The organism is Pseudomonas fluorescens (assembly GCF_001307275.1).
GTDB classification, from domain to species: Bacteria; Pseudomonadota; Gammaproteobacteria; order Pseudomonadales; family Pseudomonadaceae; genus Aquipseudomonas; species Aquipseudomonas fluorescens_AA.
In genome coordinates this window covers 5,890,121-5,916,466 of the sequence record NZ_CP012831.1, presented here as the reverse complement: position 1 = coordinate 5,916,466, position 26,346 = coordinate 5,890,121, and the positions used below count along the sequence as shown (strand labels likewise).

Genomic DNA, 26,346 nt, shown 5'->3' with positions numbered 1-26,346 from the left:
GAATGATCGTCATTCGATCATCCCCACGAAGGCCCGCTCAGTCTGGAACAATTGAGCAGCGCTTGCGGTAGTCCGCCGGGCTCAGGCGATAGGCACGCTGGAACCAGCGGCCCAAGTGGCTCTGGTCGGCAAAACCAAGCATGGCCGCCACCGCCCCGGCGCTCTCGCCAGCGGCCAGCAAGCGCCGGGCCCGGGCCAGGCGCAATTGGATCAGATAGGCATGTGGGGCCAGGCCGAAAGCCGCCTTGAATGCACGGCTCAGGCGAAAACGATCCACACCGGTAACCTGCGCCAGATCGTCCAGACCGATGTCGTCGCTCAGGTGACTGTGCAGATAATCCCGGGCCTGTTGCGCCACCAATGGCAAGCGTGGGTCGGGGTTGATCCGCGCGCGCCAGTGCAGGTGTTGGGTCAGGTTGGCCAACAAGGTATCGAGGGCCGTCTGGCGCACGATGCGGATTTCCTGCTCATGCAGGCTCTGGAAGGCCAGGGCCGTGGCACTCGCCAGCCGCGCATCGTCGGTGAGGGTGGCGGCGAATCCCAATTGGGCGTTGTCCGGCGCCCCGTCGAACAAGGAGCGCAACTCGCGCTCCAGCCATTGGGGCTCCAGGTACAACGTGCGGTAGGTAAACCCGTGGTCGTGGGGCGCGTTGCCGTCATGCAACTCACCGGGCTCGAGCAGGAACACCTTGCCCGGCGTGCTGTTGTGCTGCTGGCGGCGGCAATGAAACTGCTGCACACCCTGCTCGGTCACGCCCACCAGGTAGCTGTCATGCCAATGAGGGTCATAGGCATGCCCCTCGAAATGCGCGCGCACGGTCTCGATACCGGACGTGGCGTCCTGCTTGAGATCGATCCAGTTACGCGCTGTCATGCCCTGCCCCGTTTAACGAATGTGCTCTTGGCAGATTAACCGCTGATGAGGGGTGTGTCTGGAAGATTTGTGCAAACCCTGTGGGGAGCAGGCTTGCTCGCGAAGGCGCGCAGTCTGTAGATACACCGGGCGACTGACCTACCGCCATCGCGAGCAAGCTCGCTCCCACCGTTTCTTGTGGTGCTCACAAGATCCCATTCCCCTGCACATCTTCCTTCCCACGGTTTATGGCCGTCTCAGGCATCCGGAGTGATCATCGGCAATACCGCTTCCACCGCCAGTCGGGCCAATTCGGCATCTTGCTCGGCCTTGACCCCGGACACCCCGATAGCGCCGATGCACTGCCCGTCATGACGAATGGTCACCCCACCTTCAAGCATACCCTGCAGGTGCGGAGCGCTGAGAAACGCGTAGCGACCACCATTGATCATGTCTTCGAAAACCTTGCTGTCGCGCCGGCCCATCGCGGCGGTGCGGGCTTTTTCCGTCGCGATGTAGGCCGATAACGGCGAGGCATCGTCCAGGCGCAACAACCCGAGGGGATGACCACCGTCGTCCACCACGCAGACCGAAACGGCCCATTGGCGCTGGTGCGCCAGTTCCTTGGCCGCCACCAGCAACTGCGCGACATCCTGTTCAGTGAGTACCGCTTTGCTTTTCATGGATCACTCCGTGCTGTGTCACAGGAAGCCCGCAGGCTAGACCTGCGGGCCAAAAAACAGCCTCGAATGTCATTCACCGTAGATATCGAAATCGAAGTACTTCTGGCGAATCCTGTCGTAGGTGCCGTTGGCGCGAATGGTCGCCAGTGCCTGATTGAAGCGACCCGCCAGCGCATCGTTCTTGCGTACCGCAATGCCGATACCCGTGCCGAAGTATTGTTCTTCGGTGAAATTGGGCCCGACAAATTCAAAATCCTTGCCCTCGGGACGCTTGAGCAGACTTTCATCGATCACCACCGAACTGGCCATGGTCGCATCCAGGCGTCCGCCCAGCAGGTCGAGGAAAATTTCATTCTGCGAACCATAGCGCACTACTTCGGCACCCGCCGGGGCAAAGTGATCGGTGACATAGCGATCGAAGTTAGTCGCCCGCTGCACGCCGATCCGCTTGCCCTTGAGTTGTGCCGGGATGTCGCTGATAGCACTGCCCTTGCGAAACACCAGGCGCGCCGGGATCCGGTAGTAGCGGTCGGTGAAATCCACCGACTTCAAGCGCTCCGGGGTGATGGACATGGAGGAAATCACCGCATCGACCTTCTTCACCTTCAGCGCCGGGATCAAGCCATCGAACTCTTGCTCCTGCCAGACACAGCGGACCTTCATCTCGGCGCACAATGCCTGGCCGATGTCATAGTCGAAGCCGACGATGGCGTTGTCCGGGGTTTTCGAGGCGAATGGCGGGTAAGCCGCCTCGATGCCGATACGCAGTGATGATTCGGCGGCTTGCAGGCTCGCGCCAAACGCCAGCAGCGAGATGAAACCCAGGTTCAGGGCAATGCGTTTAACGTTCATTCATTTGCTCCAGGTGCGATGTTATTGAGTTCGGGCGCTCCACAGAAGTCGCCCGTTATGGCAGCAGCAATGTGAACAAGCCCGGGCGGCGACTCTGGCGGTTGCCTACCCGGTGACAGCACCACGGTGATCCGGCCGGCGGCCTCAGACCGCCGCCGTGACAATCAACTCCAGCAAAATCTCGGGATCGTCGAAGGCCACTTGGGCGGTGGCCCGCGCCGGGGTGTGCGCGGCATCGACCCAGTCACTCCACAACGCGTTCATCGCCGCGAAATCCCGGACCATGTCTTTCATCCAGATCTGCACACTGAGCAGCCTGTGCTTGTCACTGCCGGACGCGGCCAGCAGTTCATCAACCCGCTGCAACACCTGGCGGGTCTGGCCCTGGATGTCCTGGCTGCAATCGGCGGCGACGACACCGCTGAGCCAGGCCACGCCGTTGTGCACGACGCTGCGGCTCAGGCGTGGGTTGCTTTCGATGCGTTGAATACTCATGAGGGTTCCTCGACAGAGAGACGCTCGCCCGCCAATTGGGCGAGCGTGATGGGTTTGAGGGGCGAACGGATGCGGTAATAGCCCACCTCGGTGGGTGAGACGTGACGGCGTTCGGCGATGATTTCGGTGACGCTCAGACCACACTGGCGTCCCTGGCACGGGCCCATGCCGCAACGGCCGAAGGCCTTGGCCTGGTTGGGCCCCAGGCAACCCAGGTCGACGTAGCGGCGGATGTCCCCGGCGCTGACTTCTTCGCAGCGGCACACGGTGACGTCGTCGGCAGGGATACGATTGCCGACCTGGGGGCGATACAGGGCGTCGAGCAGTGGCCGTGCGGCGCAGGCGCGGCGTAGTGCGTATTGCAGGGGCCGCGCTTGCGCCTGCTGGCCGGCAATGGCCAACGCGGCCAGGCGTCCTTCCAGTCGCGCCACCTGGGCTCCGCCGATGGCGCCACCGTCACCGGCGATGAAAATGCCCGGCATGCTGCTTTCACCCCATTGGTCGCGGCGGGTCACCCAGCACAGCTGCTGCTCGCTCCAATCATGCTCCAGGCGCAACGACCAACTGACCTGGGTGTTCGGCACCACGCCTTGATGCAGCAGGATCAAATCGGCGCGAATGCGCTGCGAACGGCCTTGGCTGTCGAAGCTCAAGGCGCAGGCCCGATCCGCGCCTTCAATCTGCAGGTTGCGCGCGCCGCGAAAATGCCGGACGCCGGCCCGCTTGAGTTCCGTCAGCAGCCCCAGCCCTTTGAGCAGGTCGCGCCAACCGCGCAGCGCAGCGGGGATGTGTCGCCAGGCCCGCAGCAGATCGCTTCGGTGGCTGGTATCCACCAGGGCTTCAAGGACGATGCCGGCACGCAGGTATTGCACCGCCAGCAGGTAAAGCAATGGACCACACCCGGCCAGTACCACGGGCGTGGCCGGCACCATGGCCGCGCCTTTGAGCAGGATCTGCCCGGCGCCAGCGGTCATGACGCCCGGCAAGGTCCAGCCGGGAATCGGCATCGGCCGTTCGAAAGCCCCCGTGGCAATCAACAGGTGGCGCCCTTGCAAGACTTCGGCGCGCCCCTCGACCAGGTAATGCACCTGGCACTGCGGCGTCACCTGCCAGATCGCCGCATTGGGCAAATAGCGAGCACCGCATTGGAGAAAGTCGGTGGCCAATGTCGCCCCGGCCCCGTAGTCGTCACCCAATACGGCGCGGCGACGTGCGTCAGCCTGGAGCACCTGGCGATAAATCTGCCCGCCTGGACTGGCCTGCTCATCCAGCACGACCACCGACAGGCCGTGGCGCCTGGCTTCGAGCGCAGCACTCATTCCCGCCGGGCCAGCGCCGATGATGATCAGGTCGATGACCGCGTTACTCATCGCCCTCCTCCTCCCACGGTGCCAGGCAAACGGCCCCGCGTTGACGACGCACGCGCATGCCGGCACGCACCGGCACCAGGCAGGCCTGGGTATTGGCTTGTCCGTTCACCTCCACCAGGCATTCGAAGCACACCCCCATCATGCAATAAGGCGCGCCGGGGCGGCCGTTGATGGCGCTCTCGCGGGTGTGTCGGATGCCGCAACCCAGCAGCGCCGCCGCCAGGGATACCTCGGCGGGTACCGTGAAGGGCGTGCCTTCGAATTCGATTTGCACGGTGTGATCTTCCGAGGCCAATGGCCGGAACAGACTGTCAGCCGACATGGCGCGCCTCTGTTGGCAAGTTGAAACGTTGCAGCCCGAATGGCTTCACCGCCGAATCATCGAATTCGCCGGCGATCCACGGCGCCAGGCGCAAGGCATGGACAGCGGCCAGCGTCACGCCGCTGTGGCAGCTGACAACCGACAGCCCCGGGCAGCTTGGCGGTGTTTCGTAGATTGGAAAGCCATCGGAACTCATCACTCGCAGCGCCCCCCAGGCCCGCACCAGTCGTACCTGGCCCAAGCGCGGGAAGCACTGCACCGCGCGCCGGGCAATGGCGGCCATGACCTGGCTGCCGGTGCCGTCATCCAAGCCCGTCGACTCGTGAGAATCACCCAGCTGCAGCGTGCCCTCGTCGGTCTGGCGGACATAGGTGGTGGGGTAATGCAGAAATGGCTCGAGCCGTTCGGTGACCAGGATCTGGCCACGATTCGGCTGCACCGGTACATCCAACCCCACCATGGCCCCCAGCGCCCGATTGCCGAGGCCGGCGGCCAGCACGACCTGGCGGGCAGACCAGCACTGCGCTCCAGCCCGCAGCTCGAACCCCTTGGCAATCGCGTCGATCGCATCGACACGATGGCCGTTGATGAGCCTGACCCCGCGAGACTGGCAGGCGGCAAAAAGCGAGCGCAGCAGCTTGAGCGGGTTGACGTGACCGTCCATGGGTGAAAAACAGCCGCCCACCACATCCGGCCCAATGCCGGGTAAGCGCGCGCGCAGTTGCGCGGCGTCCAGCTGTTCAAAGGGGTAGTCGCCGGCAAAGGCATCGCGCAGCCAATCCAGCCGACGGCTTTCTTCGGCCATTTCCGCGTCGCTCAGGCACAACTGGAAGCCACCCCGTTGGCGCAGATGAATGTCGATGCCGGTATCGGCTTGCAACGCCGCGGCAAACCGAGGCCAGAGCGCCACCGACTCCCGCGTCCACCGGGCATACGGACTCATGCGGTAGCCCTTGCCCTGGACCCAGAGCAAACCAAAGTTGCCCCGGGCGGCACGAATAGCGTCATCGCCCTCGTCGAGCACGCTCACCTGGCGCCCGAGCAAAGCCAGTCCATAGGCGATGGACATGCCCACCAGGCCACCCCCTACGACAATGACATCAGTTTTTAGCATGGCTTTAGGATCGCTGTTTTCGGCGCCGATGATTCAATCAGGTGCCGGCCCATGGCTGGTTCAAGTGCTTTCGGTCGATCCTAGGGCGATGACAACGCCTTGAAAAATGCTTTATTTTGGCAACCTCATGTCTTTTTGTTATGGGTTGGTCCGCACCATGAATCTCCGTCAGTTGGAAGCCTTTCGCGCCGTCATCCTGGGCCAGACCGTGACCCGCGCCGCCGAAATGCTGCACATCTCACAACCGGCGGCGACCCGGCTGATCGCCAGCCTGGAGGAGGACATCGGTTTCAGCCTGTTCGACCGGGTCAAGGGACGGTTGCAACCCACCGCCGAGGCCATGACGCTGTATCAGGAAGTGCAACGTTCGTTACTGGGCGTGGAACGCATCGCGCGCACCGCCCAGGACATTCGCACGCTCAAGCGCGGTTCGCTGCACATTGCCTGTGCACCGGCCATGGGCCTGTCATTCCTACCTCGGGCGATTGCCGCGTTCATGGCCGAACACGATCAGGTACAGATCTCGCTGGTGGTGCATTCGTCCCGGGAAGTCGTGGACCTGGTGGTGGGTCAGCGCTGCGACCTGGGCCTGATCGTATTGCCTAATACGTACCCAAGCCCCCGCGCCGAAAAACTGCTGGCAACGCGCATGCTCTGCGCCCTGCCCGCTGGCCATCGCTTGCAGGACCAGGCGACGATCCGCCCGGAAGACTTGCAAGGCGAACCGTTCATTTCCTACCCGCAGTCGATTGCCTCGCGCCAACACATCGATGCGATCTTCGCCGCCCATGGCGTGGACCGAGAGCTGCGGCTGGAAACCCAACTCTCGCTGCCCATGTGCGCATTCGTCGAACAAGGCTTGGGCGTGGCGTTGGTGGACGCCATCAGTGCCGTCGAGTACCGCGGCCAGGGCATCGTCTTCCGGGCCTTCGAACCGGCGATAGAAATGGACTTCAGCATGCTCCTGCCCATCCAGGGGCCGGTTTCCAGGCTGCAAGCCAGCTTCCTGGAGCACATGCAGCGATTCATTGAGGCGCAGGTGCCGGCGGCCTACCGGTTCTGACGCGCTCGTAAACCGGCAATCAATGGATCCACTGAACAAGCCAATCATCCATTTATCCAGCAAAACCGTTGACAATGAAATTAGTTAAGAGAGTTAATGGATCCACAGACAAGAACAACATCCGCCTGGAGATCCGTCATGTACCCCAAAAACGCCTGGTACGTTGCCTGCACCCCCGATGAAATCGCCGACAAACCCCTGGGCCGGCAGATTTGCGGTGAAAAGTTGGTTTTTTACCGGGGCCATGAAGGCAAGGTCGCAGCCGTGGAAGACTTCTGCCCCCATCGCGGCGCCCCGCTCTCCCTGGGCTACGTCGAAAACGGCAACCTGGTGTGCGGCTATCACGGCTTGGTGATGGGCGCTGATGGCAAGACCGTCGAAATGCCGGGGCAACGGGTACGGGGATTTCCCTGCAACAAGACCTTCGCGGTGCAGGAACGACATGGCTTCATCTGGGTCTGGCCCGGTGACCAGGCGCTGGCCGACCCGGCATTGATCCATCATCTGGAATGGGCTGAAAGCGATGAATGGGCTTACGGTGGCGGCCTGTTTCACATCCAGTGCGACTATCGCCTGATGATCGACAACCTGATGGACCTGACCCACGAAACCTACGTCCACGCCTCGAGCATCGGCCAGAAGGAAATCGACGAGGCGCCGCCAGTGACCACCGTCGAAGGCGATGAAGTGGTCACCGCCCGCCATATGGAAAACATCATGGCCCCGCCGTTCTGGCGCATGGCCCTGCGCGGCAACAACCTGGCCGATGACGTGCCGGTGGACCGCTGGCAGATCTGCCGCTTCACCCCGCCCAGCCATGTGCTGATCGAAGTGGGCGTGGCCCATGCCGGCAACGGCGGTTATCACGCTGCGCCGCAATTCAAGGCGTCGAGCATCGTGGTGGATTTCATCACACCGGAAACCGAGACCTCGATCTGGTATTTCTGGGGTATGGCCCGGCACTTCCAGCCGCAGGATGAAGCCCTCACCGCGTCCATTCGCGAAGGCCAAGGCAAAATTTTCAGCGAAGACCTGGAAATGCTCGAGCGCCAGCAGCGCAACCTGCTGGACCATCCGCAGCGCAACTTGCTCAAGCTCAACATCGATGCGGGCGGCGTGCAGTCCCGGCGGGTGCTGGAACGCTGGATCGCACGTGAGCGCGAACCTCAAGCCGGCTTGATCGCCAGCAGCCAACAGCCGCAACTGGCGGAGCAACGGCCATGATCGAAGTCCAGGTCACGGCGCGACACCGCGAAGCCCTCGATATCTGCAGCTACGAGCTGATCCGTGTCGACGGTGAACCATTACCGGCCTTCACCGCTGGCGCCCATATCGATGTGCACTTGCCCGACGGGCTGATTCGCCAATACTCGCTGTGCAATCATCCCGAAGAACGGCATCGCTACCTCATTGGCGTGCTCAAGGACCCGGCGTCCCGCGGTGGTTCGCGCAGCCTCCATGAGCTGATCCAGCCAGGCATGCGCTTGCGCATCAGCGAACCACGCAACCTGTTCGCCCTTGCGCCCCACGCCCGGCGCAGCCTGCTGTTTGCCGGAGGCATCGGCATTACGCCGATCCTGTGCATGGCCGAGCACCTGGCCCAGAGCGGTGCAGCGTTCGAGCTGCATTACTGCGCCCGCTCCCGAGACCGTGCTGCCTTTGTCGAACGCCTGCGCCAGGCCCCTTACGCTGACCGGGTGTTCCTGCATTTCGATGAAGAGCCAGAAACCCTGCTGGACGCCGCCAGGGTGCTGGCCGCACCCGATAACGACCTGCACCTCTACGTGTGCGGGCCCGGTGGTTTCATGCAGCATATCCTCGACACCGCCAAGGGCCAGGGGTGGCAGGAAGACCGCCTGCACCGCGAATACTTCGCCGCCGCCCCTGCCGACACCCGTGCCGACGGCAGCTTTTCAGTCAAGCTCGCCCGCACTGGCCAGGTGTTCGAAGTGCCGGCGGACCGCAGCGTGGTTCAGGTGCTGGAGAGCCATGGCATCGAGATCCCGATCTCCTGCGAACAAGGCGTGTGCGGAACCTGCCTGACCCGCGTGCTGGAAGGCGTGCCGGAGCATCGGGACATGTTCCTGACCGAGGCTGAACAGGCCCTCAACGACCAGTTCACACCGTGTTGCTCCAGATCGAAGACCCCGGTGCTGGTGCTGGATCTCTGACGCCGAATACTGTGGGAGCGAGCTTGCTCGCGATGGCAGACTGTCAGCCAGCATTGATGCAAACTGACCCACCACTATCGCGAGCAAGCTCGCTCCCACAGGAGATCTGTGGCGTATGCGAATCCTGGGGCTACCCCAAAACCATTGTGGGAGCGAGCCTGCTCGCGATGGCGTCAGGTCAGCCGCATTGATGTTGGCTGACACACCGCTATCGCGAGCAGGCTCGCTCCCACAGGAGATCCGTGGCGTATGCGAATCCTGGGGCCACCCCAAAACAACTGTGGGAGCGAGCTTGCTCGCGATGGCGTCAGGTCAGCCGCATTGATGTTGGCTGACACACCACTATCGCGAGCAAGCTCGCTCCCACAAGGGATCTGGGTAAGAGAAATTCTGCCGGGCGAGCTACTCCGAACGCAGAATCACTGTCATCCGCTCGTCAGCCAGCGTCGAGCCGAACACTTCGGCGTAGCGCAGGGTCGCATTGGCATGCTCGCGCATGATCGCCTCGGCACGGCCGCTCTGGCGATTGATCAATGCGTCGAACACCGAATGGTGTTGCATGTGGGCATAGTTGAAGCGGCGAAACTCGCCGGCCATGTTCTGGCGATCCACCGCCAGGGCGGTGACTGAAGCGAAAGGCAGATGATCGTTGCGAGCCAGGGCGTCGGCGATCGCCGGGTTGTGGCTACCTTCGACGATCACCTGATGAAAGCGCATGTTGAGATCGTGATAGACCTCCAGGTCATCCTCGGTCACATAACCCTTGGCGAACAGTTCATCCCCCTGCACCAGGCATTGCTCGAGTATCGCGCGCGCTTCTTCAGACAAGCCATGCTCGGCCGTCTGCCGTGCCGCCAGGCCCTCCAGCACGCCACGTACCTCCACAGCCCCGGCGATTTGCTCGGCACTGACCGAACGCACCTGAAAACCTCGCCCGCCAAAGCGCACCAGCAGCCCTTCCTGCTCCAGGGTGCGAAACGCCATGCGCACCGGCATGCGCGACACGCCGAACAACTCAGCCGTGGGAATTTCCATCAAGCGCTCGCCAGCGGCCAGCTCACCCGAGGCGATCATCTTGCGCAGCGCAACCAGCACCGTTTGGCCGGGCTTACTCATCCAGGCGATTCCAGAGAAAAGAAGCCGTCATAGTAGAAGGCTTGGCGCAACGTGTCACGGCAGTGCAAGGCCTTGATAAAAGCCGGTGGTTCTCAAATGCCCGCCAGTTCCCGCAACTGCGCCAAAGTCTGCTCGTCCAGGCTAATCCCCTGCTCATTGGCCTTGCTGCGCTCGCGATGACGACGATCTCCCGGCAACCGCCGCAGCCCGACGCCATGCATCTGCCTGACCAGTTCCCGGCTGCGCTCGGCGAAGTCTTGCCCGGCGGTCTTGCTGGGGTCGATCACGATCAACAACTGGCCAGTCCACGGCGTCTTGGCGCCCGGATGATTGCTCCAGTCGAACTCGAAGGAAAAGTTACCCCCGGTCAGGGCCGCCGCCAGCAACTCGACCATCATCGACAGCGCCGAGCCCTTGTGCCCGCCGAACGGCAGGAGCGCTCCGCCTTCGAGAATCGCCTTGGGGTCGCGGGTCGGTTGGCCAAGGCTGTCCACGCCCATGCCTGGCGGCAACAACTCGCCCTTGCGCGCAGCAATCTGTACGTCACCGTGGGCGATGGCGCTGGTGGCCAGGTCGAAGACAATCGGCTCACCGTCGGCCCGTGGTGCGGCGAAGGCAATGGGATTGGTGCCGAACAGTGGCCGGTCCGCGCCATGGGGCACCACGCAGGTCATGCTGTTGACCACGCTCAACGCCACCAGGCCTTCGTAGGCAAACGGCTCGACATCCGGCCAGAGCGCCGCAAAGTGATGGGAGTTGCGAATGGCCAGGACGGCGATACCGGCGCTGCGGGCCTTTTCCACCAGCAGTGGCCGCGCGGCAGCCAGGGCTGGCTGGGCAAAGCCATTCCCGGCATCCACCGCGACGAACCCTGACGCCACGTCTTCGACTACCGGCACGGCCTTGCCGTTGACCCAGCCGCTGTTCAGCGTCGAGACGTAACCGGGAAGGCGAAACACCCCATGGCTATGGGCACCGTCGCGCTCGGCCCCGGCGCAGTTTTCAGCCAGGCACCGGGCGACTTCGGTCGACGTGCCATGACGCAGGAAAATTTTCTCCAGCAAGCTCACCAGAGCATCGAAGGACAGGGTGCAAGAAGCGGCATGATCGGATGGCGCAGACATCTGAAGCTCCGGAATGATTGTTGGAGGTAGCAACAGCGTAAAGGACCCGCCCGGTGATTAAACACTGTTTCAGGCGCGCACTGTCAATCCTTCCCCACTGCCGATCAAAGAAGCCCGGCGTGCAATAACTATGTACCACCTTTGCCCATCCATCGCTGCCTAGTCTGAGCGCTTGCGCCCCTTTCACGGCGCCTTGATCGAGAAGCAACGATGACCACTGAAACCACGCCACTGCTATTTCCCGAGGTATTGAACGCCACTCGCCTGGACCAATTGACCGCTCCCCACGGGCTGACCCAGGCCGATCTCGACTGGTTGCACCATGTCTCCCTGCCCAGCCATGCGCAACGCGCGGCGCAGATACCGCCGATGTCCGCCGAAACGATTCTGCTCCAGGCCGAGAACAAGGCGCCGATTCCATTGGCCGGCTGCTTTACCCTCAGGGCCCTGCCAGATACCGACGGAACCGACCACAAGTCTGCGTTCCTTTACACGCCGGACGGGGGGATCACCCAGTTCAACGACCCGCAAGCCCTCGAAAACAAGATCGATGAAATGCTGCAGGACACCGCGGGGCGCGACGATCTGTTTCGCTACCTGTCGATTTCCCAGCGCAGCGAACTGAACAGCACGACCGACATCACACGAACCAGCCAGATCATCAACGAAGACGTTTTCAAGGCGCATATCGAGTCCATCGAATACGCCCAGCGCCTCAATGCCCTGGCCATGGTGGATGAGCTGATCAAACTGCCCACACTGACCTCGATGCTTGACCAGGCATTGAACGAGCGGCTTCCCAACTTCGATCAACGACAGGCCCGCGTGGCGTTGCGCAAGGGGCCCCCACTGGGCGACACCCTGGCAATCCCGGTGACTGAGAGCATTGCGCTGAGCGACGCCGTGCTGGTGTACTTCCACCATCAGGGTTGGCCTGCCGGCCATGACGTCGACCTGACGCACCCCGGTACGAGCGCGCACACGGCGCAACAATGGGAAGACATCATCAAGGCCACGGCCAGGAACCTGATCCCCAAACTCAGCCAATGCATCAGTGCCTACTGGGAGGCGAACAGCCCCTTCCACCTGTCGCGCCGCCACTTTCTTGCCCGGGTCATTCGTGACGCGCTGCGGGCCGCGATCCTGATCGAGCGCGAAAAAGGACAACTGACCCAAGCCCAAAGCCAGGAGCTGCTTCGACTGTTCAGGCCTTCGCGCCGGGAAGAGCCACTGCTGTTCATCGAAACGATTCGCCTCTGGGAATATGCACCGCGTTTTGTCGAGCTGGCGGGTTCGTTAATGATCAGCGGCAAGGATCATTATCTCTACACCCCCAGCCACGGCCTGCAGAAGGTCGCCAACTACCTGGGTTTCAAGGATGCGCTACTCAAGCCCGCCGCCACAGTCGAGCCCGGGCAAGCGCTCTACAACCTCTTGAGCCTGGAAGAACGCAACCGTTTTCTGCGCTTCAACCAACCGCAAGTGTCGGGCGAATCGGTGAACTTGCCAGTGGCCGAATCCCTGGCTGACGCGATCATTGCCAAACAGCTGGACAACTTGCACTACGCGTTGGAAATGTCCCGCCAGGGCGACGTCAACCTCCATTCACTCATCGACAAGACGCTGGATATCCGCGCCTTGATCAACAAAAGCCTGCTGGATCAGAAAACCGATGGGCATTGGGGCACACGACCGGTGTTTTACGGAGACCTGCGACCGTCCAACTTCATGGCCGACCAACTGGAAAGGAAGATCAAGAGCTACACCGATGTCGAAGACGCTTTTCACACCCACTTCATCAAGCTGCCGCCCGCCAACACGGCCTCGCTGCACAGCGGGCTGGACAAGCTGCTGCCTGAACTGACCAACGTCTTCTCACTGGGCCTGCGCGCCGAGGCCGAACTCAGGGAGCGTGACGCAACGCTGCCGGCCGCCGCCCATGACTTGATCAGGAACGTTTTCGCCTACGACGCCGACTACCCGGACCGCACCCAGCGCCTGGGCGTCAGAGGCTTTCGACCGGATGTCTATTCGTTGAAACTGACGTGCCGTACTGAAGAGCGCGTGATTTCCCTACGCCTGCCCAACTGTTTTTTAATGACCGAGCGCGGCGGCCTGGATACCCCCTACTCGGGCATGGCCATCCTTTGGTCCCCCACCGGCGGCCTACAGGCTTTTGCGAGCGTCGACCTGGCCACGGAGCAACTGAACAAAAACCTGCTGGACACTCGCAAACGCTTTGCCTGGCTCTCGAACCTGGCGCCCGCTCACCGCATGCCCCACGGACGCTACCAACTCCAAGCCTATGAACTGCTGGAAGACAATGTGCTGGTGAATCGGATGAATTCGTTCATCGAACAGTTCAAGAGCGAGCGCAATTACTTGAGCACGTTGAAGGTCGGGGATTGGAAACTCAGCGGATCGGCGTTGCGCAACAGTCTCGACGCCTTGCTGGCTAAAGGCGCGCCCACCAACCTGAAGCGCGCCGTGGGCATCGCCCAAGCCAACAGGCAACAACAGACACTGCCCGCCTGGCTCGGGACGGCGTCCCTGGAAGATCGACGCCTGCATATCGAACTGCTCGAACAGTACAAGAACAGCGTGGTCGATGCCGATGCCAAGGACTATCTCGACGGTATCGAGCCATTGCGCACCTACGTGCATAAAAAGCTCAAAGCGTTACTGGACGCACGTTTCCCTGGAAAAAACCTCGACCCCGACACCCTCCAGATCACACCGAACCTTGCCGTCGTGGGGCCGGCCAGCGCGTTGACCGACTTTGCCTTGCATCATGTCGATGTGACCCGAAACGGCTTCAAGATTTCGTCAACCTCCACGCACAAACTGCCTGACGGCTTGAACGAGATGGCGGTCAGGCAAATATTATCGTCATTGGATATTTCCACCGCCTATAAAGCACAGGTCATGGACACGCTGTCCGGCTCTGCCGCGCCGGTCTTGCAAAGGAAGCGACGGTTCCGCCGACAACTCCCCTGGCAACTGCTGCAACACGCTCACGCCCGGCACCTGCAGCAACATCTCTCCAGCAAGGCATTCGACCTGATTCGCCAGGTACTGGACATGCCGGACGCCATCGCCCGTAGCGCGGTCGAAGGCGCCAGCGCAGTGTTTCGCCCAGTGGAACTGATCAAGACCGGCGGCGCGGCGGCGGTCAAGGCCCTTGGGCTTTACCTGGTGGGTTCGAGCGCCCAGGCAACCAACCCCCTTGTCCTGTATGCCCCTTATCACTCAGGTCATTGCTTTACCGAATTCAAGGACGAAGCGAGTGTGGTCGCAGCCTTCAACACGCCCGGCGCGCTCCAGGATTTGCTGGTCCACCGACTTCCCGAGGACCAGCAAGCCATTTTCAAGAACCTGTTCGCTTCGACACTCGGGCGCCTTTCGGAGATGACCCTGGGGTCCAACCCTATCCGCTCAAACCTGCTCGACACGCTGTTCGATGACAACACGAGGTTGCTGGCAGAGCTGTTGGGTTCCCAGGCACAGGACAAGCGCCAATTCGACTGGAGTACCGTCCTGCACCTGTTCAGCTCGGGCATCCGGTTAGTGGGAAGACAGTTGCCAGGCAAACTGACGTTCATAGAAACGCTGTGGGACAGTTACCAGGACTTCAAGGCTTCTTCCGAGGCCCTGCAAGCGCATGACTGGAAAGCCGGCTTGCACAACTTCATCGCCGGTGCCGCCGAGATGGTCTCACTGGGCCTGCTCAATCGCGACGATACATTCGGCCTGCTCGATCCCGTTGAACCCGCCTTGCCAACTGTCCCGTCGACGCTCAACTGGAAGGACATCGCGTCCACCGGCCAACTGCGTACCGACCTGGGCGTATTCGAAGCCACGGGGGTCAGCCTGTCCAACCTGCAAAAAAACCTGGCTGATGGAACTTACAAGGCCATGGAAAACGGCAAGCTTTATATCCCCTTGGCCGGCAAAGTCTTTCAAGTGGCAAAAGCCGACCAAACCTGGCGAATCATCCATGAACACGGCGAGGGACCGTTATTGAAAAAGTCCCCGGATGGCCGGACATGGGGAATCGACCCACAACGCCATACCATCCGCTTTGGCAAGGCCGGGTCGAAGATGGCCATCACCTATAGCGACTTCAAAGCCAAAGGTTCATTGAATATTGAAGCGCGAGGCATGACGGAAATACGCCGGAAATATCCGCACCGGGCAAATGCAATCGTGCAAGCGCTGGAGACTGCGCGGTTTTACTCATTCAACGCCCTCCACAACCTCCATCAACTCAAACAACAGGTTCTTCCGGGCTCCCGACTGGACAGCTACCTTAAATTGTTTTTTGGTGTCAGCAACGTCGACGCCAGTCTGCTAAGCAAACTAGAGACAGCGATATCGCCAATATGCCGGGCATTGGCCGATCCCACCTGGGAACTGCAAAACGCGAACCGCATCGTTGTCGGCCACCTCAAACACCTGGAGGATAGAGCCACTGCATTTGTGCTCGAACCGGCCGCCATTGGAAGAATCTATCTCACACAATTCTTCTTCGACATGGAATTGGATTGGTACAGGGCCGTCGTCCCCGATACCTTTAATGTCGACGCCCATGCCCAGGCAGCGACCTTCATCCATGAAGTCTCCCATCAGCTGTTCGATACCCTCGATATCATCTATCTGGACGCGGTACTGCCCTTCCTCGACTTGATTTCAACAGTGACTTATCCAGGGCAAGTGCAATACGCCAAGCAAAATGACCTGCAACTCAACGGACTTTCGTTGACCACCCCAAAATCCAAACTGTTCATGCAATGGGACAGCGCAGACAACACCTACAAGAAGTTTGAGCAACTGCCTTTGTACAAAGAAACAACCCGGGAGATCCTGAAGATCACTGGCGCCAAAACCATGGACATCGCCCGCGATGATTTTCTGGATCCGATTTTGCCGGGCAAGCGCATCGACGTCATACTCCGCAACGCCGACTCGATCACGCTATTGATTTGTGAATTAGGACGGCAACTCGACGTGAGTCCCTCCCGGCAACTTGCCGTGCCGTGAGTTGCACAAGAGGGGGTTGTTGATCTTTTTTTCACGCAAAGTATGCGACGGTAGGCTAGGACTGATGTTTGAGCGAAAAAAACAGGCTCATTGATGCGCAAACGCCATGACGGCAGTTCTCGGCAGCTCATGCCGAAGGTTAGAATGCGGCAAACCAGGACGAATCAATGACCGAACATACCCTCTCGGAAGCCGAATACGACGCCATTACCGATGCCGCAGCCCATTGGTGCATGCGACTGCATGCCGTCGACTGCACCGATGCCGAACGGCAGGCATTCAAGCAGTGGCACGATGCCGATCCCCTGCATGCTTTCGAATACGAAGCCATGCTGGAAATCTGGGATGTTGCCGATCATCTGCCGCGTATCGAGGCCGCAGCCGCCACTCCAGCGCCCAGGCCCCGGTCGCGCTGGAGCCGGTTGGCTGTCGCTGCCGCGGTGTTCGTCGTCGGCCTGCCCCTGGCCGCCTACACCGGCTGGAACCTGGACTGGATCGCCAATTCCTATCAGCGGTTCGAAGCCGGCACGAGCGTGCGCCATATCACCCTGAGCGACGGCAGCCAGGTGGAACTCAACCTGGGCAGCGAGCTGACCTTCGCCAACTACAAGAACGAGCGCCGGGTAACCCTGGAAAAGGGCGAGGCGTTTTTTGACGTCAGCCATGACAAACAGCATCCGTTTGTCGTACGCGCGGGCCAAGGCCAGGTGCGTGTGACCGGTACTCGCTTCAACGTCTGGATGTACCAGGACCAGGTGTGGGTCACGCTGGTGGAAGGCTCGGTCAGGGTCACCAGCAACCAAGCCCTGACCCGTAACGGCCTGCAACTTTCGCCGGGCATGCAGGCGAGCTACAAGGCGGGCGATCATCAGCCCCAAGTCCGCGAGACGCCCCCGAACGACAGCTCGCTGGCGTGGCGCAACGGCAAGCTGGTACTGGATGACCTCGCCCTGAGCGATGCGCTGCCACTGATCAACCGCTACCTCGAGCGTCCCGTCATGCTCGCTGACAACAGTACCGGCGGCCTGCGTGTCGGCGGTGTCTACAACATCAGCGAAGTACAGAACCTCGTGGCTTCGTTGCCCAAAGTCCTGCCGGTCTACCTGACCCAGAACAAGGACGGCAACCCGGTGCTCAATTCCATCGGGCAGCGGCCGGTCCAATAACTGAAAGAACTGAAAGTCTCCCTGTGGGAGCAAAGCTTGCTCGCGATAGCGGTGGATCAGCCTGACTCGATCTGGGATGTACCGCCTTCATCGCGAGCAAGCTCGCTCCCACATTGGAAGTGTGGGCCGCCCCCCTGTGGGAGCGAGCTTGCTCGCGATGACGCCTGCAGGCACAACAGCGGTTACTGCGTCGCCACCCTGCCCGCCTCATCACGCTCACGGATAATCACGGCCTGATAATACGGATCGGCCTTGATCTGCTGTTCGGTGAAGGGCAGCACACTCCACTGCTTCTGCGAAAACGCCTGGGTCTGGTCGGCCGAGTACGGTGAAGCGGGGTCGCTGGAAATGGAAAACGCCAACAACCCCTGGGCTTGCGGACCTTTACCGTCGAACGTGACCACTTGCAGGTAGCTGGTACCGCTGACCACCTCCCGCTTGCCGTTCGCTCCCGGCACGCTCTGGATCGCGTTATAGATGCCCAACTCCCCGGGGCCGCCGTGGATCGGCGTCTGTCGGCTGCCGCTGCTGGCCACCTGGACGTCTTGCCACAGGCTGTCCTTCGACAACCCCGCAACCTTCACCGCCTCCACCGAAGCCAGCATGGCCTCGCGCACAGCCTTGAACACCGGCGGTCGCTCGATCGCCAGGCCGCGCGGGGTGCGTTGCGGGTCTTTGGGATCGAACGCAACACGCCATGAATCCGGCACCGCCTGCAGCCGTTCCATGATCTGCTGGAAGTACACGAACCCCAGACCGCTGTTCAAGCCGGCCTTGCGATCCCAGGCCTTGAGGCTGGTACAGGCCTCGGCCAATGCCGAAGCATCGCCCCCCAGGTCTCCGGCGCAAACGCCGAGCAGGTCCGGCATCACCTGGTCAGCCAGGTAAACCTGATCGTCCATGACCATACCCTGCAAATCCTCCACCTTCACCGGCCCACCCTTGGCCAACTGGCCCACCCGCTCCAGCGCAAAACGCGCCCGCAGGCCCAGCGGCTGGCCTTGCTGGCTGATCACCGGGGAATAACCGGACAACGGCTGAGCGGGGTTGACCATCCAGGCCGAATCGTTGGAGTTCTGCACATAATCGCGGCGCAGCAGCTGCGGGAGCTTGTCGGCGGCATAAATACCCTTTTGCACCGCGCTGGAATCGCTGCCCCAGGCACATTCGCTGCGGCTGCCATCCAGCACGATCAGCTGCAATCCGGCCCTGGGATCGCTGCACCGGGCCAGCTTGTCGGCGTCGACGTTCGGCACCACCGACACGTTCATGTAGAGGCTTTGCCCCTGGTCGTCCACCGCCAGGGTATTGACCCAGGGAATGCCCTGGATTTTATGGACAGCGTCCTGCAAATCCTTGAGGGTGACGGCCTTGTTCATGGCGTACCACTGGGCCAGCACGCGATCGTTTTCCAGGTTCGCATCACGCAGGCTGTAGGCGAACTGGTTGTCCCAGTCCAGCCGGCCGGGCCATTGCACGATCGGGCCGAACTGCGAGCCATAGACCACGCGGGAAACCGTCTGTACCTGGCCGTCGGGCTGCCTGATGTCCACCGCGACCGTCTGCTGGCTCATCGGCACGGATTTGCCATCGAGCAGGTAGCGGGTCGGATCTTTCGGGTCGAGCTGCAGCCGGTACAGGGTGAAATGCTTGGAACTGTCGACGGTGTGGGTCCAGGCCAGGTGCTGGCTGAAACCGATGTTGATCATCGGCAGGCCTGGCAGCGCCGCGCCCATGACGTCCAGCTTGCCGGGGATGGTCAGGTGCATCTGGTAGAAACGCATGCCGCCTACCCACGGAAAATGCGGATTCGCCAGCAGCATCCCGCGACCGTTGAACGAGCGCTCGCTGCCAATGGCCAGGGCATTGCTGCCGCGCTCCAGGGCAAAACGCTGCTGCCGGGTCGCGGCGGCGGCGAAACCGGCGACCGGGGCGTCCGCGCGTGCCGTCGCCTGGGGCGGTTGCGCGCCAGCCAGGGCTTCGGCGAACTGGCCGACGCCGCCTTCCACCAACAACCGACGGGTCAATTTGACCAGGTCCAGCGCAGTGATCGGCCGCACCCAATCGCTGGCGCATTGCTCGGGCAGGCCCTTGGCCTTGCGCTCGGCCAACGCGCGGTTGTAACCCGCCGCATAACCTTCGACCAGTTGTTGCACTTGAGGCGGCTGGGCCTGCCAGAAACCGGAGACCGCTTGCGGCGTGTTGAGCCAGCTGAAAAACAGATCGCTGACGCGGTTCTGCCGCTGCTCGACCGTGACCTGCTCGGGCCCGAAATAACGCGAGCGCTGGGCATTGACCGTGACGATCTCATTGGCCAGCAGGCACAAATTATCCTGGGCGTAGGCATACCCGATGCCATAACCCAGCCCACGCTCGTCCTGAGCCCGGATATGTGGCACGCCAAAACGGGTGCGACGGATCTCGGCACTGGCCTGTTGCCCATCGTCCTGTGCACTGACCACGGGGCTGAGCCCGAGGGCGATCCCTAGAAAAGCACCTGCAAGGCCAACCCTCGATAACTGCCCGGACATTCTCACGTTCACTCCTGATGAAAACTGCAGAAACCAGGACGGCTACCGGTGCGCCAGTAGACAGCACTCGGCCCGCCTGGGAAATCACACACCGTGTGCTGAACCGGAATGTGCCTACCTTGAAAACGAACCGGATGAAAAAAAATTAATGGCTGGATACCGCTTGAACACGGGGGTTTGACGAAGCAGGGGCAATTTTTTCACATCGCCACCCTCATGATTGCGCGCCCTCGTTCGTCCTATAACAGGAGAGTATTCGTGACCTTTTCTGATCTGGCTGGTAAGGAGTTTCTGCATGCGTAACGCGCAACTGCCCATGGAGGGCAAGCCAAGGCCGACCGGCGTCTCGCTGAGCGCCACCCACCGTGAATTCGAGAGGCCGCCAGAGCGCGGCGGCAATGACCACATCAGGCGCCTGCTCAAGAGCTTCGGGCTGAGGACCAGCCTGATTCGCCTCAAAGTCATCGACGCGTTGCTCAAGGCCGCCCACGAAAACCGCTGCCTGGGCGTGCGTGGTGTGCACAGCCAGTTACTGGGGCTGGACATTCCGTTGTCCTTTCTCAGCGTACGCGAGGTGTTGAAGCGCCTGTGCAGCGAGGGCGTCGTGACCCTCAACCCCGATAAAAGCTATCGCCTGCACCCCAGCGCGATGGCCGTGCTCGAGGCCGAGGAATGAAGGCGGCGCTCAGGGCTTGACCTTGCGCCGCATCACGCCGTTGATCACCACCACGATGACCGCCACGGCAATGGCGATGTATTGAAACAGCTGCTCGCTGATCATGCCCTTGCCCTGCATCCAGGACAGCCCGAGCATGATTGCCAGGACGACGAGGACGATCAGAATCGAGTATTTCAAACGTTGCGAATGAGTCATTGCCAATTTCCTGAATGTATCCGTTCTGTATCCGAAGGCTTGCCGATCCATACCTCATCTACCGGAATGACGACTCACCAACGGGGCCCCATGGTACAGCCGAAGGCGCGTCTTCGTGCAATCCGCTCGTTTTATTCCTTGGCTACCGACACCTAAAGCTGCGTCCCGCCAGGCCGATATATACGGAACTGCCCATTCGCCAGTTCCAGAAAATCGCCTTCGTGCAAGGATTCCTCGTATGCCCTCACTCCGAACGATCCAGGCTCGCTATACCCTGTTTCTGGTTATTTTCATGCTGGTGTTGTCCCTCCTGACCGTGGTGGGCATCAGTTACCTGGTCGCGCCCAAGCTGCGCCAGACGGAAGAGCAAGTGGCACTTAACCGCATCGCCGAGGTTGCCGAGCAGATCCAGGGCGAACTGAACAAGGTGCAGGCGCAGCAACGCAGCATTACCCAGACCATCCCGCTGCTCGACAGCGATGCCATCGACAAAGTATTGCCGGGGCTGGTGGATCAGTACGGCGAGCTGAAAGTCTTCGGCGGCGGGATCTGGCCCTTGCCCAACCAGCGGGCCGAGGGACGCAGTAAATTCAGCACGTTCTGGCACCGCGACGCGTCCGGCAAACTGGTGGTCAATACCTTCTGGAACAGTGACGCCGCGCCCAACTATTACGAACAACCCTGGCACAAGGGCGGCATGGCTACCCCTCCGGGCAAATGCGCCTGGGCCGCGGCCTATAAAGACGACGCCAGTGCCGAACCACGCACCAACTGCGCCATGGCCATCCAGAAAAACGGCGTGCCTTACGGCGTTTCCACCATTGATGTGACCCTGGGCTTCTTCAATGAGCTGGTGGCACGCAAGGAAGCCGACCTGAGCGCCGAGATGCTGATCGTCGAAGGCGACGGCAAGATCATCAGCAACAGTTCGCGCATCAGCGGTCCGATCGTGCTGAAGAACATCAGTGAACTGGCGGCCACTTCGCCATTCGCCGCCCAGGTCAAGGCGGGCCTGGCCAAGCGCGATCAGCCGCTGCAACGTGTGGAGTTCGACAACAAGGGCGAGGCCAGTACCTTCTTCATGCGCCCTATCGAAGGTTCGCCGTGGTTCCTTGCCACCGCATTGCCGACTCGCCTGATCACGGCCCAGCGCGATGATGTACTGAGCACGCTGAGCCTGCTGCAGATCCCGATGGTGATCCTGCTGGTCTTGATGCAGCTATACGCGATCCGCCAATTAACCAATCGCATGAAAGTCCTCAAAGGCAACATCGACGCCTTGTCCACCGGCGATGCCGACCTGACCCGACGCATCACCATCCGGGCCGAGGATGAATTGGGAGCGATCGGTCACTCGGTCAACCGCTTCATCGCTTACCTGCAAGATATGATCGGTGAAGTCACCCAGGCCACTGGCGCCATGGCGTCGAGCCTGGGCGATCTGCAGCGGACCTCGGCCCACACCAGCGAAATCCTGATGCGCCACGCCTCGGAAACCGACCAGACCGTGACCGCCATCACCCAGATGAGCTCCACGGCTGAAAGCGTCGCCCAAAACGCGGCCGAGACCGCGGCGTTCACTCAACGCGCCAACGAGCATGCCGATCGCTCCCGCGTGGTGGTCGGTGAGGCCTCCAACAGCGTGGTGGCCTTGATCGATGAAGTGGCCAGCGCCACCCGCAAGGTCGAGAGCATGCAACAGGACGCTCAGCGCATCACCGAGATCCTGGGTGTGATCGGCGCCATCGCCGGGCAGACCAACCTGCTGGCGCTCAACGCCGCCATTGAAGCCGCCCGGGCTGGCGAGCAAGGCCGTGGTTTTGCCGTGGTGGCCGACGAAGTCCGCGCCCTCGCCGCCCGCACCCAGGCCAGCACCTCGGAAATCAACGAAATGCTGACCCGCCTGACCCAAGGCGTGAGTTCGTCGGTCTCGGCCATGGAAAACACCCAGGCCAGCTGCCAGTCGGCCGCCGACGCGACCTCGCGCGTCAACTCGGGCCTGGACGAAATGGCCGGCTCGGTCAGCCAGATCAACAGCCTGAGCACCCAGATCGCCACGGCCGCCGAGCAACAAAGCGCGGTGACCGAAGAGATCAATCGCAGCATGGTGCAAATCCGCCACATGGTGGAGGAACTGGTGGAAAGTGGCCTGGCCAGCGAAACCAACACCCGGCAACTGCTGGACGCCAACACACGGGTGAATGCGATCATGGGTCGGTTCAAGGTTCGCTAAAACCTCACCCTCCCCCTGTGGGAGTTGAGTTTCTGTGGGAGTTGAGTTTGCTCGCGATGCAGGCGACTCGGGGTCAAATTGCTACCGAGGCGCTGCTATCGCGGGCAAGCCTTGCTCCCACAGAGCATTTCCCCCACAAAGCCTCGCTCCCACAGGACTGTATTCGCCCTCTCAACCTGACAATTCTGTAATCCCCACCTCAGCCCCCTGTCAGCTCGTGCTCGCTACTCTGTTATCCTTGCGCCAAACCGTTCGACACGAGACCTCCTTCATGGCCAATCCCCTGCACCTGCTCGCCTTGAGCGCCCTGTTCATGACCACCCTGGCCCAGGCCGCCGAACCGGTCACCATCGATGTGCACCGTGACGCCAATTGCGGCTGCTGCAAAAAGTGGATCTCGCATTTGCAAGAAAACGGCTTCAAGGTCAACGACCATGTCGAAGCCGACATGAGTTCAGTCAAGCAACGCCTCGGCGTGGCGCCAAACCTGCGCTCCTGCCACACCGCCGAAATCAACGGCAAATTCGTCGAGGGCCACGTCCCGGCCGACCAGGTGCTGGCACTGAGCAAGCGCGATGACTTGCTCGGTGTGGCCGCCCCGGGCATGCCCATGGGCTCGCCCGGCATGGAGATGGACGGCATGAGCGACGCTTATCAAGTGATCGGCCTGAAAAAAGACGGGACCCAAACCGTAGTGGCGGATTACCCGGCCCACTGATGGGCCAAGCCTATATCGGCTTGTTCCTGGCGGCATTTGGCGCGGCGACCTTGTTGCCGCTGCAATCGGAGGCCTTGCTGGTCGGCCTGTTGCTCAGCGAGCGCCACGTTATCTGGCTGTTGCTGGGGGTCGCCACGCTCGGCAACGTCCTGGGTTCGCTGGTGAACTGGTGGCTGGGCACGCGCCTGGAACACTTCAAGGACCGGCGCTGGTTTCCGGTCAGCCCGACACACCTGGACAAGGCTCGCGTGCATTACCAGCGCTTCGGCCGCTGGTCGCTGCTGCTCAGTTGGTTGCCGATCATCGGCGATCCGTTGACCCTGGTGGCCGGGGTGATGGGTGAGCCGTGGCGCCGCTTCCTGCTGATCGTGACCGTTGCCAAAGGCTTGCGCTATGGCGTCCTCGCCCTGGCCACGCTGGGCTGGATGGGTTGAACATTCGGGCCGTTCGGTTGCCTGTGGTTAATGTCGCCATAATCGGGTCGCGCCAGGATCAGCCGCGGCCACAAGGAGATTGACCATGTCCCGAACCCCCACGCGCTGGTTACCCAGCCTCTTGCTCAGCGCCGCCCTGCCCCTGCTCGCCCAGGCCGCCAGCCCGCCGGAAGGCCCGGCCTACGGCGCCCAGTTGGAGGGCTTCGAATACCCCTATACCCTCAAGCACTTCGCCTTCCAGTCCCAGGGCCAATCGTTGCAGATGGGCTATATGGACGTGCCGGCCCAGGGCAAGGTCAATGGCCGCACCGTGGTGCTGATGCACGGCAAGAATTTCTGCGCCGCCACCTGGGGCGATTCGATCAAGGTGCTGAGCGAAGCCGGCTACCGGGTCATCGCCGCAGACCAAGTCGGTTTCTGCACCTCGAGCAAACCCGAGCATTACCAGTACAGCTTCCAGCAACTGGCGACCAACACCCAGGCCTTGCTCAAGGCCCTCGGTGTACAGAAAGCCATCGTTCTCGGCCATTCCACCGGCGGCATGCTCGCCACTCGTTACGCCTTGCAGTTCCCCGATCAGGTCGAGCGCCTGGCGATGGTCAATCCCATTGGCCTGGAAGACTGGAAAGCCTTGGGCGTGCCCTACCGCACCGTGGACCAATGGTACGCCCGTGAGCTGAAAGTCACCGCCGAGGGCATTCGCAATTACGAGCGCACGACCTATTACGCCGGCCGCTGGAAACCTGAGTTCGACCGCTGGGTGGACATGCTCGCCGGCTTGAACAAGGGCCCGGGGCATACACAAGTGGCGTGGAACTCGGCGCTGATCTACGACATGATCTTCACCCAGCCGGTCTATTACGAGTTCAAGGACCTGACCGTACCCACCCTGCTGTTGATCGGTACCTCCGACACTACCGCCATCGGCAGCGACATCGCGCCGCCGGCGGTAAAGGCCAAACTGGGCCATTACGAGGTATTGGGCAAACAGACTGCCGGGCTGATTCCCCGCTCGACCCTGGTGGAGTTCCCCAATCTGGGGCATGCCCCGCAGATGGAAGAGCCGGATCGGTTCCACAAGGCCCTGCTGGGCTGGCTGGACAAACCCATTCCCTGACGAGGTGTTCCATGGCGGTGCAAATAGCAGTCATAGACGATTGGCAAGATGTGGCACGCGGTGTGGTGGACTGGTCGGTGCTGGACGGCGTCGGCCAAGTGACCTTTCTTCACGACTATCCCGCCGACCGCGACACCCTCGCCGAACGCTTGCAGCACTTCGAGGTGATCTGCGTGATGCGCGAACGCACCGTGTTCGACGAAGGCCTGCTGCGCCGCCTGCCCAATCTCAAGCTGCTGCTCACCGGCGGCATGCGCAATGCCGCCCTGGACCTGAAGGCCGCCGCCGAGCTGGGCATCCAGGTGTGCGGCACCGACAGCTACAAGCACGCCGCGCCCGAACTGACCTGGACGCTGATCATGGCCCTGGCCCGCAACCTGGTGCAGGAAGCCAACGCCTTGCGCGCCGGTCTGTGGCAGCAAGGCCTGGGTGGCGACCTGCACGGCAAGACGCTGGCGATCCTCGGCCTGGGCAGCATCGGTACACGGGTGGCGCAGTTCGGCCAGGTGTTCGGCATGCGGGTCATCGCCTGGAGCCAGAACCTCAGCGCCGAGCGGGCCGCCGAAGTGGGCGTGACCTACGTCAGCAAGCAGGCGTTGTTCGAACAGGCCGACATCCTCTCGATCCACCTGGTGCTCGGCGAACGCACCCGCGGCCTGGTGGATGCCCAGGCGCTGGGCTGGATGAAACCCGAGGCGCTGCTGGTCAACACCTCCCGCGGGCCGATCGTCGATGAAGCCGCCCTGATCGACGCCCTCCGGCACCGGCGCCTGGCCGGTGCCGCCCTGGACGTCTTCGCCCAGGAGCCCTTGCCTCTGGCCCATCCATTCCGCACCCTGGAGAACGTGCTGGCCACGCCTCATGTGGGTTATGTCAGCCGACAGAATTACCAGCAGTTCTATTCCCTGATGATCGAAGACCTGCTGGCCTGGGCGGCGGGCCAACCGATTCGGTTGCTGACGCCGCCGGGCTGAACCGGAGGAGCATCCCCACTTTTTCTGTGGGAGCGAGCTTGCTCGCGATAGCGGAGGATCAGTTGCAGGTTTGTGCCTGACACACCTCTATCACGA

General features: G+C 61.7%; 22 protein-coding genes. 11 read left to right on the top strand and 11 right to left on the bottom strand.

Features of this window, described 5'->3' with window-relative positions; translation table 11 throughout:
* Positions 1-37: 37 nt before the first annotated feature.
* From AO356_RS26160 to AO356_RS26130, 7 genes are all read right to left on the bottom strand, one after another.
* A complete protein-coding gene (locus AO356_RS26160; protein ID WP_060742256.1) occupies positions 38-874 on the bottom strand; it encodes an AraC family transcriptional regulator in 837 nt (278 codons plus the stop codon).
* 236 nt (positions 875-1,110) lie between these two features.
* A complete protein-coding gene (locus tag AO356_RS26155) occupies positions 1,111-1,536 on the bottom strand; it encodes a GlcG/HbpS family heme-binding protein (protein ID WP_060742255.1) in 426 nt (141 codons plus the stop codon).
* A 69-nt stretch (positions 1,537-1,605) separates the two neighbouring features.
* The gene (locus AO356_RS26150) at positions 1,606-2,388 is read right to left on the bottom strand and encodes an ABC transporter substrate-binding protein (protein ID WP_060742254.1); all 783 of its coding nucleotides are present in this window, start codon (positions 2,386-2,388) and stop codon (positions 1,606-1,608) included.
* A 144-nt stretch (positions 2,389-2,532) separates the two neighbouring features.
* Complete coding sequence (locus AO356_RS26145; RefSeq protein WP_060742253.1) at positions 2,533-2,883, bottom strand: RidA family protein; 351 nt, start codon at positions 2,881-2,883, stop codon at positions 2,533-2,535.
* Positions 2,880-4,253, bottom strand: coding sequence for an NAD(P)/FAD-dependent oxidoreductase (locus AO356_RS26140; protein WP_060742252.1), 1,374 nt, complete (start codon positions 4,251-4,253; stop codon positions 2,880-2,882). Before AO356_RS26140 ends, AO356_RS26145 begins: the two co-directional genes overlap by 4 nt.
* Entirely contained in the window at positions 4,246-4,575 is a 330-nt protein-coding gene (locus AO356_RS26135; RefSeq protein ID WP_060742251.1) for a (2Fe-2S)-binding protein, read from the bottom strand. Before AO356_RS26135 ends, AO356_RS26140 begins: the two co-directional genes overlap by 8 nt.
* Positions 4,565-5,689, bottom strand: coding sequence for an NAD(P)/FAD-dependent oxidoreductase (locus tag AO356_RS26130; protein ID WP_081015427.1), 1,125 nt, complete (start codon positions 5,687-5,689; stop codon positions 4,565-4,567). The genes AO356_RS26135 and AO356_RS26130 overlap by 11 nt, the downstream gene beginning before the upstream one ends.
* Positions 5,690-5,846: 157 nt before the next feature.
* On the opposite strand from AO356_RS26130, the gene AO356_RS26125 reads away from it, so the two are divergent.
* The 3 genes from AO356_RS26125 (at position 5,847) to AO356_RS26115 (ending at position 8,923) form a co-directional block, all read left to right on the top strand.
* The gene (locus AO356_RS26125; protein WP_060743205.1) at positions 5,847-6,752 is read left to right on the top strand and encodes a LysR substrate-binding domain-containing protein; all 906 of its coding nucleotides are present in this window, start codon (positions 5,847-5,849) and stop codon (positions 6,750-6,752) included.
* 138 nt (positions 6,753-6,890) lie between these two features.
* The gene (locus AO356_RS26120; RefSeq protein WP_060742250.1) at positions 6,891-7,976 is read left to right on the top strand and encodes an aromatic ring-hydroxylating oxygenase subunit alpha; all 1,086 of its coding nucleotides are present in this window, start codon (positions 6,891-6,893) and stop codon (positions 7,974-7,976) included.
* A complete protein-coding gene (locus AO356_RS26115) occupies positions 7,973-8,923 on the top strand; it encodes a PDR/VanB family oxidoreductase (protein WP_060742249.1) in 951 nt (316 codons plus the stop codon). The genes AO356_RS26120 and AO356_RS26115 overlap by 4 nt, the downstream gene beginning before the upstream one ends.
* A gap of 402 nt (positions 8,924-9,325) precedes the next feature.
* Here the strand turns inward: AO356_RS26115 and AO356_RS26110 are convergent, their stop codons facing one another.
* Positions 9,326-10,039: a GntR family transcriptional regulator gene (locus AO356_RS26110; RefSeq protein WP_003202123.1), complete on the bottom strand. Its 714-nt coding sequence runs from the start codon at positions 10,037-10,039 to the stop codon at positions 9,326-9,328.
* Between the two features lie 92 nt (positions 10,040-10,131).
* Positions 10,132-11,163 (bottom strand): Ldh family oxidoreductase, encoded by a 1,032-nt coding sequence (locus AO356_RS26105; RefSeq protein ID WP_060742248.1) that lies wholly within the window; start codon positions 11,161-11,163, stop codon positions 10,132-10,134.
* 210 nt (positions 11,164-11,373) lie between these two features.
* On the opposite strand from AO356_RS26105, the gene AO356_RS26100 reads away from it, so the two are divergent.
* Together AO356_RS26100 and AO356_RS26095 are read left to right on the top strand one after the other, a co-directional pair.
* The gene (locus tag AO356_RS26100) at positions 11,374-16,203 is read left to right on the top strand and encodes a dermonecrotic toxin domain-containing protein (RefSeq protein WP_060742247.1); all 4,830 of its coding nucleotides are present in this window, start codon (positions 11,374-11,376) and stop codon (positions 16,201-16,203) included.
* A gap of 167 nt (positions 16,204-16,370) precedes the next feature.
* The gene (locus tag AO356_RS26095; protein ID WP_060742246.1) at positions 16,371-17,369 is read left to right on the top strand and encodes a FecR family protein; all 999 of its coding nucleotides are present in this window, start codon (positions 16,371-16,373) and stop codon (positions 17,367-17,369) included.
* Positions 17,370-17,551: 182 nt separating this feature from the next.
* Here AO356_RS26095 and AO356_RS26090 read toward each other — a convergent pair whose 3' ends face one another.
* Complete coding sequence (locus AO356_RS26090) at positions 17,552-19,900, bottom strand: acylase (protein WP_060742245.1); 2,349 nt, start codon at positions 19,898-19,900, stop codon at positions 17,552-17,554.
* A gap of 295 nt (positions 19,901-20,195) precedes the next feature.
* On the opposite strand from AO356_RS26090, the gene AO356_RS26085 reads away from it, so the two are divergent.
* Positions 20,196-20,576 carry a hypothetical protein gene (locus AO356_RS26085; RefSeq protein WP_060742244.1) on the top strand — a complete coding sequence of 127 codons (381 nt, stop codon included), beginning with the start codon at positions 20,196-20,198 and terminating at the stop codon, positions 20,574-20,576.
* Between the two features lie 9 nt (positions 20,577-20,585).
* Here AO356_RS26085 and AO356_RS26080 read toward each other — a convergent pair whose 3' ends face one another.
* Positions 20,586-20,774 carry a hypothetical protein gene (locus AO356_RS26080; protein ID WP_042731964.1) on the bottom strand — a complete coding sequence of 63 codons (189 nt, stop codon included), beginning with the start codon at positions 20,772-20,774 and terminating at the stop codon, positions 20,586-20,588.
* Positions 20,775-21,012: 238 nt separating this feature from the next.
* Here AO356_RS26080 and AO356_RS26075 point away from each other — a divergent pair, with 238 nt between their 5' ends.
* From AO356_RS26075 to AO356_RS26055, 5 genes are all read left to right on the top strand, one after another.
* Positions 21,013-23,007 carry a methyl-accepting chemotaxis protein gene (locus AO356_RS26075; protein WP_060742243.1) on the top strand — a complete coding sequence of 665 codons (1,995 nt, stop codon included), beginning with the start codon at positions 21,013-21,015 and terminating at the stop codon, positions 23,005-23,007.
* A gap of 271 nt (positions 23,008-23,278) precedes the next feature.
* A complete protein-coding gene (locus AO356_RS26070; protein ID WP_060742242.1) occupies positions 23,279-23,725 on the top strand; it encodes a DUF411 domain-containing protein in 447 nt (148 codons plus the stop codon).
* Positions 23,725-24,159, top strand: coding sequence for a YqaA family protein (locus tag AO356_RS26065; protein WP_060742241.1), 435 nt, complete (start codon positions 23,725-23,727; stop codon positions 24,157-24,159). The genes AO356_RS26070 and AO356_RS26065 overlap by 1 nt, the downstream gene beginning before the upstream one ends.
* 85 nt (positions 24,160-24,244) lie before the next feature.
* Positions 24,245-25,276: an alpha/beta fold hydrolase gene (locus tag AO356_RS26060; protein WP_060742240.1), complete on the top strand. Its 1,032-nt coding sequence runs from the start codon at positions 24,245-24,247 to the stop codon at positions 25,274-25,276.
* 11 nt (positions 25,277-25,287) lie between these two features.
* A complete protein-coding gene (locus AO356_RS26055) occupies positions 25,288-26,250 on the top strand; it encodes a D-2-hydroxyacid dehydrogenase family protein (protein WP_060742239.1) in 963 nt (320 codons plus the stop codon).
* Positions 26,251-26,346 lie beyond the last annotated feature (96 nt).

Bases quoted from the DNA above. Each gene is read 5' to 3' on its own strand.
- AO356_RS26155 (WP_060742255.1), bottom strand. From the start codon at position 1,536: ATGAAAAGCAAAGCGGTACTCACTGAACAGGATGTCGCGCAGTTGCTG.
- AO356_RS26135 (WP_060742251.1), bottom strand. From the start codon at position 4,575: ATGTCGGCTGACAGTCTGTTCCGGCCATTGGCCTCGGAAGATCACACC.
- AO356_RS26105 (WP_060742248.1), bottom strand. From the start codon at position 11,163: ATGTCTGCGCCATCCGATCATGCCGCTTCTTGCACCCTGTCCTTCGAT.
- AO356_RS26090 (WP_060742245.1), bottom strand. From the start codon at position 19,900: ATGTCCGGGCAGTTATCGAGGGTTGGCCTTGCAGGTGCTTTTCTAGGG.
- AO356_RS26140 (WP_060742252.1), bottom strand. From the start codon at position 4,253: ATGAGTAACGCGGTCATCGACCTGATCATCATCGGCGCTGGCCCGGCG.
- AO356_RS26145 (WP_060742253.1), bottom strand. From the start codon at position 2,883: ATGAGTATTCAACGCATCGAAAGCAACCCACGCCTGAGCCGCAGCGTC.
- AO356_RS26085 (WP_060742244.1), top strand. From the start codon at position 20,196: ATGCGTAACGCGCAACTGCCCATGGAGGGCAAGCCAAGGCCGACCGGC.
- AO356_RS26160 (WP_060742256.1), bottom strand. From the start codon at position 874: ATGACAGCGCGTAACTGGATCGATCTCAAGCAGGACGCCACGTCCGGT.
- AO356_RS26150 (WP_060742254.1), bottom strand. From the start codon at position 2,388: ATGAACGTTAAACGCATTGCCCTGAACCTGGGTTTCATCTCGCTGCTG.
- AO356_RS26075 (WP_060742243.1), top strand. From the start codon at position 21,013: ATGCCCTCACTCCGAACGATCCAGGCTCGCTATACCCTGTTTCTGGTT.
- AO356_RS26115 (WP_060742249.1), top strand. From the start codon at position 7,973: ATGATCGAAGTCCAGGTCACGGCGCGACACCGCGAAGCCCTCGATATC.
- AO356_RS26100 (WP_060742247.1), top strand. From the start codon at position 11,374: ATGACCACTGAAACCACGCCACTGCTATTTCCCGAGGTATTGAACGCC.
- AO356_RS26080 (WP_042731964.1), bottom strand. From the start codon at position 20,774: ATGACTCATTCGCAACGTTTGAAATACTCGATTCTGATCGTCCTCGTC.
- AO356_RS26125 (WP_060743205.1), top strand. From the start codon at position 5,847: ATGAATCTCCGTCAGTTGGAAGCCTTTCGCGCCGTCATCCTGGGCCAG.
- AO356_RS26055 (WP_060742239.1), top strand. From the start codon at position 25,288: ATGGCGGTGCAAATAGCAGTCATAGACGATTGGCAAGATGTGGCACGC.
- AO356_RS26070 (WP_060742242.1), top strand. From the start codon at position 23,279: ATGGCCAATCCCCTGCACCTGCTCGCCTTGAGCGCCCTGTTCATGACC.
- AO356_RS26095 (WP_060742246.1), top strand. From the start codon at position 16,371: ATGACCGAACATACCCTCTCGGAAGCCGAATACGACGCCATTACCGAT.
- AO356_RS26110 (WP_003202123.1), bottom strand. From the start codon at position 10,039: ATGAGTAAGCCCGGCCAAACGGTGCTGGTTGCGCTGCGCAAGATGATC.
- AO356_RS26130 (WP_081015427.1), bottom strand. From the start codon at position 5,689: ATGCTAAAAACTGATGTCATTGTCGTAGGGGGTGGCCTGGTGGGCATG.
- AO356_RS26120 (WP_060742250.1), top strand. From the start codon at position 6,891: ATGTACCCCAAAAACGCCTGGTACGTTGCCTGCACCCCCGATGAAATC.
- AO356_RS26065 (WP_060742241.1), top strand. From the start codon at position 23,725: ATGGGCCAAGCCTATATCGGCTTGTTCCTGGCGGCATTTGGCGCGGCG.
- AO356_RS26060 (WP_060742240.1), top strand. From the start codon at position 24,245: ATGTCCCGAACCCCCACGCGCTGGTTACCCAGCCTCTTGCTCAGCGCC.